This window comes from Bacillus rugosus, assembly GCF_023238245.1.
Classification (GTDB): Bacteria; Bacillota; Bacilli; order Bacillales; family Bacillaceae; genus Bacillus; species Bacillus rugosus.
Genome location: NZ_CP096590.1, coordinates 3,571,500 through 3,586,060 on the forward strand (window position 1 = coordinate 3,571,500; position 14,561 = coordinate 3,586,060).

Below are 14,561 nucleotides of genomic sequence, written 5' to 3' on the forward strand. Positions count from 1 at the left end.
TTATCCGAGTAGTTCTTCCACAACTTTTTTAGATGAATCACCTTTTTCCAAGTAACAAAATTGGTCGTAAAACGAAGTAATGGTTTCATCCTGTTTATAGTTCTTTGTTTTGTGTATGGCTTCAATTACTTTTTCTGTTGTTTTAAGAAGAGGTCCTGGAGCACATTTTTCAAAATCATAATAAAAACCTCTTAGTTTATCTCTATAAAATTCAATATCGGGAACATAAAAAAGGATCGGCCTCTTTAAACCAGCAAAATCAAAAAACACTGAAGAATAGTCTGTTATTAAAATATCTGATATTAAATATAATTCTCTAATATCATTATGATCTGAAAAATCGTAAGCAAACTCCTTGTATTTAGTTAAGTTAATATTCTCAGATACAAGATAGTGCATCCTTAAAATAAGAATATATTCATTACTTAATTGATTTTTTAGACTTTCTAAATCTAAAACCATATTAAATTTATATTTACCTTTAGCATAAAATGAGTTATCTCTCCAAGTGGGGGCATACAAGATAATTTTCTTTTCTTTATTAATACCTAATCTTTCTTTTATTCTTAGCATTTCTTCTTTTCTATTTTCTTTATGTAAAAAATCGTTTCTCGGATAGCCACATTCAATAAACGTTTTTTTAAACTGAAACGCACTTCTAAAAATCTCTGTAGAGTAAGCATTTGGGGAAATTAAGAAATCCCATTTACTAGCTTCTTTCAGGAAGTTTCTTTTATATTGCTCAGTCGTCGTACCTGGCATATGTACTTCATCCATGTCATTAGCAAGTTTTTTTAGGGGAGTTCCGTGCCAAGTCTGCACATATGTGGTGTTTCTCGGTTTTGGGATCCATAAAGGCAAGCGGCTGTTTGTTACCCAGTATTTAGCTGTAGCCATATACCATAACCATTTGAGAGAGAATCTTCTTAGATAATTCACATCTAAATTATCAAATAAATCTTTGTTTCTTTTGTCGATACTCCAGATTAATTGATAGTCATATTTATCTTTATTTTCCTCAAGATACTCGAAAATCGCTCGTGGGTTGCAGCTAAATTGTTTACCTGAGTAGCTTTCGAAGATGATTAATTTTTCGTTTCTGGGCAAGAGCCCAATTATTCTAAAAACAATTGAATATATTCTGATCAATAGGCTTCTATATCTTATTAAAATCTTTGATTTCATTTTAGACTCCTTAAATATCAAACAATTAAATACTTCTCTTCTCTCAGCAAACAAGAAAAAAAGAAGCAACTGAATTTACTTCAAGCCTCTTTTAGTTAGTACTTCTATAAACTAGCCATGTCTTTTTTGATTTGGGTAGTTGAAATGCCTTCTGTTCTTGGAAGGTAAATGACCTCACAATATTCCTTTAAGAAATCAAATTTCCCTTTCCAGTCATCGCCGATGACGAATGTATCTATATTGTACTTTTTAATATCTGAGATTTTTTGTTCCCAATTTTTTTCGGGAATGACTTCATTAACAAAATCGATTGTTTCTAAAATGAATTTTCGATGTTCATAAGAATGATGCGATTTTTTTTGTTTTTGAAGATTAAATTCATCTGTAGACAATCCTACGATTAAGTAATCACCCAGATTTTTTGCTCTTTCCAGCAGCTTCATATGTCCGTAGTGAAATAAATCAAATGTTCCGTACGTTATCACTTTCTTCATTAGATAACATCACCTTCCAACCGTTTTCAACTGAGAGTACCAGATAAAAACCAAAAACCTTAACAGATTGTTTATAATTTCGACATATTTTTTACGTACCATTAATAATGAACAATAATAGCATAAGTTCCTATAAAAGTTAAGGCTCTTTAAAAATGTAAATCATCAGCATTTTTTGGTATCTACGTTGTATTGATGTATAAATTTTGCAGGCCTAATGTCTCATCCATACCCATTATAACAAGTTTTCTTTTTCGGAAAAATCGATTCTTTTGTCGCGTTTTTAAGTGAAACGATTTTCTTTCTGCTGCGTCATTTATTCTGTACGCCCTCCTCATATTAATTCATCGTCAAAACGTGAAGGAATTGTAATGTGAATGTTAAAAGTTCCTAAAGATTTTTGTGGTAAAATAGAGTAAGATGTTTTCAGGCAAAGAGGCTTTACTCAAACTATACGAATGACACGTGTTTTTTATAGACATATAGGTGAAAAGGAGGGGTGATACGATGCAAACGAAACCCATTAATCAATTAGATTTTGTAGACAGTGAACTGACTTCATTTGTATCACATTTAGAAACGTCATATTTGGATCAGAATAAAGGTGCGTTCATCGTAACAGCGAATCCTGAAATCGGATTTGAAGCGATGCAAAATCCGCGTTATGAAGCGGTTCTTTCGTCTGCTGATTTTATTTTGCCAGACGGCATTGGTGTTGTGATGGTTTCCAAATTAATTGGAAAGCCGCTTCAATCCAGAATTGCTGGTTATGATTTGTTTACGTCCCTGCTGGATATGGCTGGACAAAAGAAAAAACGGGTTTTCTTTTACGGTGCAGCTCAGCATGTGATTGCGCAAACAATTGAGCGAATCGAACGTGATTATCCAGGTATTGAAATTGCCGGTTACTCTGACGGTTATGTGAAAGATCAACGTGAGGTGGCGGACAAGATTGCGGCCTCAAATCCTGACATGGTATTTGTCGCTTTAGGTTATCCTAATCAGGAGTTCTTTATCCATAAATACCGACATCTATTCCCTCAGGCTGTTGCTGTAGGGCTAGGCGGAAGTTTTGATGTGTTCAGCGGCAATGTCAAAAGAGCGCCCTCATTTTTTATCCGTTTTCACCTTGAGTGGATGTACAGGCTGATCACCAACCCTGCACGCTGGAGAAGAATGCTGAGCATTCCTAAGTATGTTACAGCCGTGCTGAAACATGAACGAGCTTCAGCAAAGCCGCAATATACAGGACAGGTCAAAGATCAATCACGCCATCTGTAATCGGTCTTAAAGGAGCTATGGTATGTAATGAAATGTAAGAATCTTTCGCTGCGCCTGCGGACAGTCTGTGACATCCGTTTTGAGCTGATGACTGAGTGAAATCCTGGTTTGCGTTTTTTTATTATTTGTTCATCAAAATTATTGGCGCATTGCTGTTTTGGATCAAGCCGGGCAATCAAGTAACACTTTTGGTTTCCTTTCCTGATAATGCCCGTGCAATATTAAAGGAATACCAGAAAGGACAATTTTCATTTCCCATTCATGTGCTGCTTACCCAGCATGCCAAGTCGCTGGAAAAAGAATTTCCTGAGCTTGCTGTTTCAGTTATTAACGAAAAACACCCGCTTCATATCTGTAAAGCGGCCTTTTCTATGCTGAGAAGCAAGACTGTGATTATTGATAACTATTTTGTTTTGACAACCGTTCTGACCAGCAGGCCTGATATCGAGTGTATCCAAGTTTGGCATGCAAACGGAGCGTTTAAGCGATTTGGGTTGAGAGATATCAACACACAGAATCGTTCGCGGTCTGACGTAAGACGCTTTCGCAAAGTGTATGCTTCATTTGACCGGATTGTCGTCGGTTCTGAACATATGGCTGACATATTCAAGGAATTTTTCGACATAAAAGGTGATAAATTTCTTCGCTTCGGTGTACCTTTAACCGATGCTTACTACGAAGCGCGGGAAAACAGCAATGACCTTAAAAGCAAATATCATCTGCCGGCAGAGAAAAAAATTATTTTGTATGCGCCAACCTTTAGGGATTACCAGTTCGAAAGCTTTTCGCTGCCGTTTTCAGAAAAACACTTGCAGCATGATTTAAAAGGTGAATATTTACTCGCAGTAAAACTGCATCCTGTTATGAAGCAATCTGCTGAACTACCTGAGGATAGTGCGTGGATAAAAGATGTATCAGATCTCCCTCTTGCAGACCTTTTAAAATTGAGCGATCTGTTAATATCAGACTATTCTTCTGTCCCATTTGAATTTGCGTTGCTGGACAAACCCATTTTGTTTTATACGTATGATATGGAGGCTTACAACAGAACCCGGGGTTTAATTCGACATTATACAGAGGTGATTCCAGGGATGCCTTGCTGTGATTCAGGAATGCTCTTGGACCAGCTGAAAGATATGGACAAACTCCAATCTGAAGTGGAGCGCTTTTCTCGTGAGTGGAATCAGTACTCTAGAGGAAATGCCAGTAAGCAGCTTTTAAGCTATGTAAATGAGAAATCAAACTGATCTTTATATATAATAGAGGTCGGTATTGCAAATAATATGAAAACCTTTTATAAAACATTATGAGTTGTAGTAAGGAAGGAGTCATTTTATGATTTATGCTGAGATTCTAGCCGGTGGAAAAGGTTCCCGCATGGGGAACGTCAATATGCCAAAACAGTTTTTGCCGTTAAATAAACGCCCCATTATCATTCATACGGTTGAAAAGTTTTTATTAAATGACCGTTTCGATAAGATTTTAATCGTTTCACCTAAAGAGTGGATTAACCATACAAAAGACATCTTAAAGAAATTCATCGGGCAGGATGATCGCCTGGTTGTTGTTGAAGGCGGCAGTGACCGTAATGAGTCTATTATGAGCGGCATCCGCTATATTGAAAAAGAATTCGGCATTCAGGATGATGACGTGATCATCACTCATGATTCTGTACGTCCATTTCTGACTCATCGTATTATCGACGAAAACATTGATGCGGTGCTTCAATACGGTGCGGTCGATACCGTTATCTCAGCCATTGATACAATTATCGCTTCAGAAGATCAGGAATTTATTTCTGATATCCCTGTCCGCGATCACATGTATCAGGGGCAAACACCGCAAAGCTTCCGGATCAGCAAATTGGTCGAGCTTTATAATAAACTGTCCGATGAACAAAAAGCTGTCCTGACTGACGCTTGCAAGATCTGTTCGTTAGCAGGTGAAAAAGTGAAGCTGGTCCGCGGTGAAGTCTTTAATATTAAAGTAACGACACCATATGACTTAAAAGTGGCTAATGCCATTTTACAGGAGCGAATTTCACAATGATTAATCAAACGTATCGTTTAGTTTCTGCCCGACAATTTGAAGTGACGTATAAAGATAAAGTTGTCCATTCAGATAAGGTCGTCGTCCGGCCTACCCATTTATCCATCTGTGCTGCCGACCAGCGTTATTATACTGGCTCACGCGGCAAAGAAGCGATGGATAAAAAACTGCCGATGGCTCTGATCCATGAAGGAATCGGGAAAGTCATGTTTGATCCGACAGGCACATTTAAAGTTGGAACCCAGGTTGTTATGGTACCAAATACACCGGTTGAAGAGCATGAAGTCATTGCGGAGAATTACCTGCGTTCCAGTAGGTTCCGTTCAAGCGGCTATGATGGATTTATGCAGGATTACATGTTCATGGCACCGGATCGGCTCGTTGAACTTCCGGACAGCATTAATCCGCATGTCGCAGCCTTTACTGAGCTTATTACGATTGCCGTTCACGCGCTTTCCCGATTTGAGCGCATGGCACACAAGAAGCGCGACACATTCGGTGTCTGGGGAGACGGAAATCTCGGATTTATCATGACGCTTCTCCTGAAGAAGAAATATCCGGACAGCAAAGTGTTTATCTTCGGAAAAACACCTTACAAGCTTGATCATTTTTCTTTTGTTGATGCAGCTTATCAAATTAACGACATTCCTGAGGATGTCAGACTCGATCATGCCTTTGAATGTGTAGGCGGACGCGGCAGTGAAAGCGCAATTGAGCAGATCATTGCCCATGTTCATCCTGAAGCATGTGTAGCGCTCTTAGGCGTATCTGAATACCCTGTTGAAATTGAAACGAGAATGGTGCTTGAAAAAGGAATTACGCTGATCGGTAGCAGCCGCAGCGGACGCGAGGATTTTGCCCGTACTGTGGACTTTTTAGCCCAATACCCTGAAGTCGTTGATTATTTAGAAACATTAGTAGGCGGACGCTTTCCGGTGCGCAGTATTGAGGAAATTACAAACGCGTTTGAAGCAGATTTGACTTCATCTTGGGGAAAAACTGTTATCGAATGGGAAATTTAAACAGTGAAAACATTCCTTACACGAATCGTAAAAGGAGTATTCGGCACTGCTTATAAACTATTGAGCGCTTTATTACCAGTACAGCACAACAAAGTTGTCATAGCTTCCTATCGTGAGGATCAATTAAGTGATAATTTTAAAGGTGTCTATGAAAAGCTGAAGCAAGATCCGTCTCTTCGCATCACCCTGCTTTTCCGCAAGATGGATAAGGGGCTGATCGGACGAGCTGCATATTTGCTTCATCTTTTCAGCTCGCTATATCACCTTGCCACATGCCGTGTGCTTTTGTTGGATGATTATTATTTTCCTTTGTATGTTGTGCCAAAACGAAAGGAAACTGTCGCCATCCAGCTTTGGCATGCTTGCGGCGCGTTTAAAAAATTCGGCTACAGCATTGTGAACAAGCCGTTCGGCCCTTCTTCTGATTATCTGAAGATTGTTCCTGTACATTCTAACTATGATTATGCCATCGTCAGTGCACCCGCTGCCGTGCCGCATTTTGCCGAAGCTTTTCAAATGGAGCAAAAGCAGATTTTGCCGCTCGGCATTCCAAGGACGGATTATTTTTATCATAAGGAACATATTCGCACTGTACTGGATGAGTTCCATCGGGCTTATCCTGAACTTAAGCATAAGAAAAAGCTTTTGTATGCTCCTACTTTTCGAGGCAGCGGACATCATCAAGAGGGTGACGCTACCCCGCTTGATCTGCTACAATTAAAATCGGCGCTAAACCATAAAGATTATGTCGTGATGCTCCATCTTCATCCGTATATGCGCAAGCATGCGCACACGGAAGAGGATGATTTTGTGCTGGATTTAACCGATTCGTACTCTTTGTACGATTTGATGGCAATCTCCGATGGGCTGATAACCGATTATTCTTCAGTCATTTTCGAATACAGCCTGCTGAAACGTCCAATGTATTTTTACTGTCCGGATTTAGAAGACTACTTGAAAGAACGTGATTTCTACTATCCGTTTGAATCGTTTGTGCCCGGGCCGATTTCGAAAGACGTTCCATCGCTTGCACACGATATCGAGAGTGATCACGAGGCTGATACGAAGCGGATTGAAGCTTTTTCACAGACGTTTATTACCCATCAAGACGGCAAATCTTCAGAGCGGGTAGCCGATTTTATTTCATCATTTTTAACATCTGGTGCCGATTAGGAGAAAGTGAGGTACAAAGTGAAGCTGGCCAGAAAGATTAAGAACAGACTTTTCAGATCAAAAAAGAAAACACAAAAAGAAAATACGGCTGTCATTGTCCATCCGGCAGATAACAGGGTTTTTTCTCTTTTTGATAAAACGAAGCGAATTGAAGAAAACCAGCAAGTCCCTGTCAGAAAAATTTCTGAGTTTTCTTGGAATGGTTCAATTCTTAAAGTTGCGGGTTATATGTATATCAAGGGCCTGCCGCTTCAAAAAGAGGATCAGGTTCGAAAACGTTTATTATTGGTGAACAACGGTGTTTTATTCACAGCTGTTTCTCTGCGGGATATTCCGGTAGATCAGCTGTCTATTGATACTTCAAATGTGCCTGGGGCCTATAAGTGGGCAGGATTTTCACAGCAAATTAACTTCTCTAAGCTGATGAATGACAAGCCTCTTCCGCAGGGCGAGTATAAGCTGTTTCTCGAAATTGAAGCTGTAGATGACCAAAATGTAAAACATCAGGAAGTGCATACGGTTGGAAACGTCAGCAATTTCCTCTCTAATGATGTGTATGCCACAAAGATGGAATTTCATTCTGCTAAAAAGCTGATGAAGTTCAATTTGATTGTTAATTATGATGAGGGCGAAAAGACCATTAACTTGTCTTGCAACAAACTGCAGGAAATTGACCCGAGCCTTTTGGAGCTGGATACTGGAAAAGAAGCAAACCGCTTTTTGCGCAAACTGAATACGAGCTTATTCCATTTTGCTTATGATGTATTCCGCCTGCTGCCGATTAAGTCCAATAAGATCGTCTTTGCTTCTGACAGCCGGCTTGATGTGACAGGAAACTTCGAATTTGTTTATGAAGAACTGCTGAAGCGCGAAGAAAACTTTGATTTCAAATTTTTCTTAAAGAGCAGCATTCGAGATAGAAAAAGCCTGTCTGAACTGATGTCTATGGCTTATCATTTTGCGACAAGCAAAATCATTTTTATTGATGATTTTTATCCGATCATTTATCCGTTAAAAATCCGTAAAAATGCTGACCTTGTCCAGCTATGGCATGCTGTCGGCGCCTTTAAGACATTTGGCTACAGCCGAATTGGGCTGCCGGGAGGACCGTCGCCGCATTCGAAAAACCATAGAAACTACACGAAGGTTATTGTCAGCTCTGAAAATATACGGAAACACTATGCAGAGGGCTTTGGGGTAGATATAGAGAACGTCATCGCCACTGGCGTACCGCGGACTGACTTTTTCTTTGATGAAGCGAAGAAGGCATTTGTAAAAGAACGTCTATATACAGAATATCCGTTTCTGAAGGACAAAAAGGTCATTCTTTTTGCGCCAACCTTCCGCGGAAACGGTCAGCAATCAGCTCATTATCCTTTCGAAGTGCTTGATTTTGACCGTCTGTATCATGAGTTAAAGGATGAATATATCTTCTTATTTAAAATTCATCCATTCGTACGTAACGATGCCAATATTCCTTACCAGTACAGCGATTTCTTTTATGATTTCTCTTCGTTCAGGGAAATTAACGAGCTATTGCTAGTAACAGATGTTCTGATTACAGATTATTCTTCTGTTTGCTTTGAGTATGCTTTATTAAATAAACCGATGATCTTCTTCAGCTATGATGTAGATGATTATATTCGCAAACGTGATTTCTATTATGATTACTTTGACTTTATTCCTGGTCCGCTTGCGAAAACGTCTGATCAAATGATTTCGATCATTAAAGAAGAGAAGTACAACTTTGAGCAAATTGATTCATTTGTTCATTATTTCTTCGATGATCTTGACGGAAAAGCAAGTGAACGTGTAGTCGATCAGATTGTCTTCCCTCAGGAAGAGGAGCCGTTAGACGATAAAGTCCTTAAAAGATAAATAAAAAACACCTTTTGCAGCTGCAAAAGGTGTTTTTTTTATTGATATTCCGGAACATCAAAGTAAAGTGTATAACCGTCCAGCAATGAATACAGGCTGTACATGCGGTTTACTTGTTTGTACGCCCAGCCGATGTCTGTTGCATATTGGTGTGTCGCTGTGGCTGACCATCTCATTTTGTATAGTGTATCCTGATTGTAAGCTGTGTTGTGAATATAAGAAGAGCCTATGAATTTGGCTCCGCCGATAATGGCCGCTTCTGGTGTGAACCAGCCTTGCTCATATGCATATTTAGCGCCGTAGTAATTCGGGTTGCTGTCGTAGGCGCCAATTCCGTACATGTTATATACGGTTTTTCCGTTATAGGTTAAGCCATTGGCTAAATCGGATGTTCCGTTTCCTGTTTCAAGGAGAGCGTGTGAGATTAAATACAGCTCGTTGATGTTGTATTGATTGGCGGCATCGATAAATGCCTTTCCTTTTCCTGTCAGGATGCCTTTGCCTGCCAGCACCTTCTGATTGACTTCAGTAACGCTGAGTCCGGCTGTCTGTGACAGCTTCAGAAATTGGAAGTAGTATTTGCTGTCTCTGGAAAAGTTATTCGGATCCACGTATTGAACCACTTCATCACTGCTTGCGTTTCGCCAACCTAAATTGATTTTGGCCCAGCCGTTTGTCTGGCCGATGATTTTCACCTTATCGCCTTTTTTTAATTGGCCGATTACGTTCGTCGGGCTGACTGCCGGTGTTGACCGGATATTTAGTACATCAGCCGTAACGGTTGATGTTGCTGTATTAATATAAGTAAGCGATACGTAAGCTGCCCCGTCTGTTTGCGGGCTTACTGTCATTTGTTTTTGGACCATATCACGAAGCGAGAGATTGTAATTTGTTTTCATGATTTGCGGGCCGTTTTTAATTTTCACGAAAGATGATGTCCATCCGTATAATTGTTTTAGCTTTGCTGATGCCGCAGCAGCTGCATCATTGCCTGTGAACTGTTCGTTTAAGCTGATTTTATAAAGCGTATTGCTTTTCGTTGTGTAACTTGGGCTTAAACTTTGCGCTTTAAGATAGGTTAACCCATTGTTCAATGCTGTTTTGCTGCTCAGCTGGGCTGTTACAATTTTGTATTGTGTATATGCCGTCTCGCCTGTTTTTGCTGTTGTGCCGGCGGCATTGTTTTGTTTGAAAAACGCTAACACGCGGTCAATATCATCTTGGCTGATGATGGCTTCAGTTATAATTTGATAGCTGCTTGCTGCGGCCTGACCGGTTTTCTGGCTTGCTGCTGATATGTGATTCGATTGAAAGAATGTGAGTGCCTGATTGACTTTCGCTGAATCAAGCAGAGATTCAGTAGTTATTTTAAACGTGTTGGCTATTTGTTTATTTACTGATTTCACAGATGCACTCAGCTGATTTTTCTTTAATACGTTCAAGCCCTTTGTAACTTTTGCTTGATCTGATGTTTCTTCTGAAATGAGCTGATATTGGTTTTCTGCAGTTGTTCCAGTTGCTTTTTTCGTTGCCTTTACTTTCTTCTGAGAAAAGAAGGCTGCGGCTTTGTTTGCTTGCTGCTCGCCTAAAATCTGTGCCGTCGTTATTTGATAGGCTGTAGACGTTGTCGTTTTTTTGATGCTAGATGACGTGTAATGCCATTTTTTCTTTTTAAAGAAAGTGTCCACTTTTTGCAGTTGCTGTTTCGTTAACCCCTTCATATTCACGGTATATGATGTACTTTTGCCAACCTGTTGATAACTGCCTGATACGCCGGTGTTTTTCTTGATTTGGCTGATGGCGTCCTTCACTGTATTCAGCCCTTTGAAATAGGCTGATTGGACATTGTATGACTCAGCAGTTGTTTTTTGATTGATTGACTTGTAGCTTCCTGTAATACCGGTGCTCTGTTTCAGCTGATTTAATAGGTTTTTGGCATTCGCTTCACCTGAAATGGCGGCTGTAGTGAACGTATAAAAGGCTTGTCCTTTCACCGTTTCTTTTAATGATGCCTGCAGCCCCGATTCCTTTTGGAATGCGCTTTTGATCTGCTCAGCTTTGCTGTTTCCCACGATTGTGCCTGACTGAATAGTTGTGACAGACACCGTGTGAGTGATGGGCTGATACGAGCTTTTAATCCCCGTTTGCTTAGCCAGGCTCTGAATAAGCGCCTTGACTTTTGTCTCATCAGCGATTTCTGATGTCGAGACGTTCACATAGGACTGAGCTGCTCCGGAAGCTTTTACAGCGCCAGCCACTCCCGTCTCCTGTTTAAGCTTGGCAAGGATTGTATTTGCCTGTTTTTCCCCGGAAATAGCCCCTGAGGTGATGGTGACAAACGGCTGTTTGCTTCCGACAGGGCTTGTCGTGCCTGTGATCGCTGTCTGTTTGGTGAGTCCGCTCAATATTGCTTTCGCTTCTGCTTCACTATGTATGCCTTCAGCGGAAATTTGGTAGGTCGTTGTTGTGCCTGAAGCCTGATAGGAAGCATCCCAGCCAGTGTCCTTTTCCAGTTTGGCGACAGCCTGCGAGGCTTGGCTTTCTGTACTGAACGTTTTTGACGGCTCTACCTCATATATCGAGTAGTCCGTATACGCTGCAGCCTGGGCAGAACCGGATATGGCAAAAAAGGCAAGGGACGCGGCGGACAGAAGCATAGGTGCGATTAATCTCTTTTTCATTCCTTCTCCTCTTTCTTATTCAATGAGTATATAAAACTAGTTTATTTATCGGCACGCGTATGCTTCATTTATAGGTGAATCACTTCCATTTTTTAATAAAAAAAACTTAATCTCGAAGTGAGATTAAGTTTAAATATGAGACACGATAAGTGTACAAGTTCCTTTAATCGTAAAATCGGGCATTTGAGCCGGCAAAATAAAGTGATTGCCTTTTTTGAGCGGACATGTTTCGTCTTCATACATCAGCAAACCGCTTCCTTCTATTACGCTGCAAAGCAGGAAGGATTCATCCTGAGAAAGCTCAGCCTCGTCATTTATGTCCCATTTATATACCGAAAAATATTCCCCTTGGACAAACGTTTTAATGGTTATTCCTTTTCTTGATTCAGTCGATTCATCAATATACCCGTCCACATGGGGAACCGTGGCTGCATTGACCGCTTTGGCAAAATGAAGCTCTCTCGGACTCCCGTTGTTATCAAGCCGGTCATAGTCGTACACCCGGTATGTGGCATCTGAATTTTGCTGGGTCTCTAAAACAAGTGCCCCCTTGCACAGGGCGTGGAGCGTTCCGCTCGGCACATAATAGAAATCACCCGGTTTAATTTTGATTCTTCGCAGCAGGCCTTCCCAGTCACCGCTGTTGATCATTGTGACAAGTTCGGTTTTTGAGCGGGCCGTATGCCCGTATATAATCTCCGCGTTTTCTTTACAGTCGATAATGTACCAGCATTCCGTCTTGCCGAGTTCTCCCTCTTCGTTTTCTCCGGCATAGTAATCATCAGGGTGAACCTTAATTGACATATCTTCCTTCACGTCCAACAGCTTTGTCAGAAGCGGAAATAGGTCCCCCTCTACGCCGCCGAATACTTCACGATGCTCTTCCCAAAGCTCGATCAATGTCTTTCCTTTATACGGGCCATTCGCAACTGTGCTCGGTCCTTTTGGATGAGCGGAAATGGCCCAGCATTCCCCCGTTGTTTCTGAAGGAATACCGTATCCAAATATATCTCGTAAAGCGGTGCCGCCCCAGATTTTTTCTTTACACACAGGCGTTAGAAAAATTGGTGATTGCGTCATGATCTGTACCCCTCCCCTGTAAATAGCTGATCATTATTTTCCCGGTGCGCTCCCCTTACAAACGCCGTATAAGCCGTCTTTTTCCTATGACAACATATGTACAAAGCATTATGTATCAATGACCCCTTTTGAGAAAACGCTTCCTTTTTATTATATCACTTTCAAAAGATGGTTTGTTTCAACCTTTTCCTTATGAAGAATAATTCTCCTTTATTGATACAAATTAAGAAAAACCGTCAATCTGTTTTATAAAGGGGAGAGAAACTTTGCAAATCGACTCTGATCTCCAGCACAATGTAGAAATATTGAAAAAAAAAATGGGGCAAAACGACGATATCATGTTTTATACGTTTTCTTTCGGAGACAGCAGAAAGAAGGCGTGCCTACTATATATTGACGGTTTGACAGAAAATAAACTTCTGGCGCAATACGTCATTTCTCCATTACAGAAGGAATCGTTAGCCCAAAAAGAAGGCATGATTGAGGATTTATCAGCTTTCTTTTTCGGCTATCATCACAGTGTGGTTTCTACAATAAAAGAAATACAGCAGCTTATTTTTTCCGGACATACCATCTTGCTTGCCGATGGTTACAGCGCGGGACTTGCATTTGATACGAAAACATTAATGACGCGCAGCCTTGAAGAACCTTCCTCTGAAGTCGTGGAACGCGGTCCGAAGATTGGCTTTATTGAAAAACTGCGGACAAACACGGCGCTATTACGAGAGCGGTCAAGTGACCCTAATCTCGTCATAAAAGAGATGACGATAGGCAAGAGGACAAAAAAAAAGATAGCTGTCGCATATATTCAGGATATTGCCCCTGATCATGTTGTAAAAGAAGTGTTTAAACGGCTGAAATCCATCACGACAGATGATTTGCCGGAATCAGGCACACTTGAGCAGCTCATTGAGGATGAACCTTTTTCAATCTTTCCGACGATCTTAAGCACAGAACGTCCGGATCGTGTAGAAAGCTCTTTGTTAGAAGGTCGGGTTTCTATTTTGGTGGACGGCACCCCGTTTGCACTCGTTGTGCCGGCAACGGTTGATGAATTTATTCATTCACCGGATGATTACAGCCAGCGCTGGATTACAATGTCACTTATTCGTTTGCTTCGTTATTCAAGCATCCTGATTACCATTTATTTGCCCGGCTTATATATTTCTCTCGTTTCCTTTCATACGGGGCTTTTGCCAACGAGAATGGCCATTTCAATTGCAGGCAGCAGGCTGAATGTTCCCTTTCCGCCTTTTGTCGAGGCCTTTATTATGATATTTACGATAGAACTCATCAGGGAAGCTGGTTTACGGCTGCCAAAGCCGATCGGACAGACGATTGGACTTATTGGCGGCGTTGTCATTGGACAGGCTGCCGTACAGGCGCAAATCGTCAGCGCACTGATGGTCATTGTGGTATCTGTTACTGCATTGGCATCCTTTACCGTTCCTTCATACGCCTATAACTTTCCGCTGAGGATTATTCGCATTGCGGGAATGATAAGTGCTGCAACGCTTGGCATGTATGGCGTCATCATGGTCTTTCTGTTTGTGATCGGCCACTTAATGCGACTGAAAAGCTTTGGCCAGGATTACATTATTCCCATAATGGCACAGCCCGGACAGGATTTAAAAGACACTGTGATTCGCATCCCTACCCTATTTTTAAAAAGAAGGCCGACCCGTAAAGACACAAAAGATAAAATCAGACAAAGGTGA

General features: G+C 40.9%; 11 protein-coding genes. 7 read left to right on the forward strand and 4 right to left on the reverse strand.

The window, feature by feature from the left end; translation table 11 throughout:
- Positions 1–1,185 carry a CDP-glycerol glycerophosphotransferase family protein gene (locus tag M0696_RS18110; RefSeq protein ID WP_282707818.1) on the reverse strand — a complete coding sequence of 395 codons (1,185 nt, stop codon included), beginning with the start codon at positions 1,183–1,185 and terminating at the stop codon, positions 1–3.
- A 104-nt stretch (positions 1,186–1,289) separates the two neighbouring features.
- The gene (gene tagD, locus M0696_RS18115; protein WP_166847609.1) at positions 1,290–1,679 is read right to left on the reverse strand and encodes a glycerol-3-phosphate cytidylyltransferase; all 390 of its coding nucleotides are present in this window, start codon (positions 1,677–1,679) and stop codon (positions 1,290–1,292) included.
- A 507-nt stretch (positions 1,680–2,186) separates the two neighbouring features.
- On the opposite strand from tagD, the gene M0696_RS18120 reads away from it, so the two are divergent.
- From M0696_RS18120 to M0696_RS18145, 6 genes are all read left to right on the forward strand, one after another.
- A complete protein-coding gene (locus M0696_RS18120; RefSeq protein WP_222142145.1) occupies positions 2,187–2,960 on the forward strand; it encodes a WecB/TagA/CpsF family glycosyltransferase in 774 nt (257 codons plus the stop codon).
- Between the two features lie 95 nt (positions 2,961–3,055).
- Positions 3,056–4,207, forward strand: a complete 1,152-nt coding sequence (locus tag M0696_RS18125; protein ID WP_222142146.1) for a CDP-glycerol glycerophosphotransferase family protein — start codon at positions 3,056–3,058, stop codon at positions 4,205–4,207.
- Positions 4,208–4,295: 88 nt separating this feature from the next.
- Positions 4,296–5,009, forward strand: coding sequence for an IspD/TarI family cytidylyltransferase (locus M0696_RS18130; protein ID WP_072181820.1), 714 nt, complete (start codon positions 4,296–4,298; stop codon positions 5,007–5,009).
- Entirely contained in the window at positions 5,006–6,031 is a 1,026-nt protein-coding gene (locus tag M0696_RS18135; protein ID WP_166847597.1) for a ribitol-5-phosphate dehydrogenase, read from the forward strand. Before M0696_RS18130 ends, M0696_RS18135 begins: the two co-directional genes overlap by 4 nt.
- Before the next feature lie 3 nt (positions 6,032–6,034).
- On the forward strand, positions 6,035–7,204 hold the full coding sequence (locus M0696_RS18140) for a CDP-glycerol glycerophosphotransferase family protein (protein ID WP_166847593.1): 1,170 nt from the start codon (positions 6,035–6,037) through the stop codon (positions 7,202–7,204).
- Positions 7,205–7,222: 18 nt separating this feature from the next.
- Complete coding sequence (locus tag M0696_RS18145; protein WP_345945976.1) at positions 7,223–9,082, forward strand: CDP-glycerol glycerophosphotransferase family protein; 1,860 nt, start codon at positions 7,223–7,225, stop codon at positions 9,080–9,082.
- Positions 9,083–9,120: 38 nt separating this feature from the next.
- Here M0696_RS18145 and M0696_RS18150 read toward each other — a convergent pair whose 3' ends face one another.
- The gene (locus M0696_RS18150) at positions 9,121–11,763 is read right to left on the reverse strand and encodes a glucosaminidase domain-containing protein (protein WP_248602247.1); all 2,643 of its coding nucleotides are present in this window, start codon (positions 11,761–11,763) and stop codon (positions 9,121–9,123) included.
- Between the two features lie 129 nt (positions 11,764–11,892).
- Positions 11,893–12,843, reverse strand: coding sequence for a mannose-6-phosphate isomerase, class I (gene manA, locus M0696_RS18155; RefSeq protein WP_222142154.1), 951 nt, complete (start codon positions 12,841–12,843; stop codon positions 11,893–11,895).
- A 266-nt stretch (positions 12,844–13,109) separates the two neighbouring features.
- Here manA and gerBA point away from each other — a divergent pair, with 266 nt between their 5' ends.
- The gene (gene gerBA / locus M0696_RS18160; RefSeq protein WP_248602248.1) at positions 13,110–14,561 is read left to right on the forward strand and encodes a spore germination protein GerBA; all 1,452 of its coding nucleotides are present in this window, start codon (positions 13,110–13,112) and stop codon (positions 14,559–14,561) included.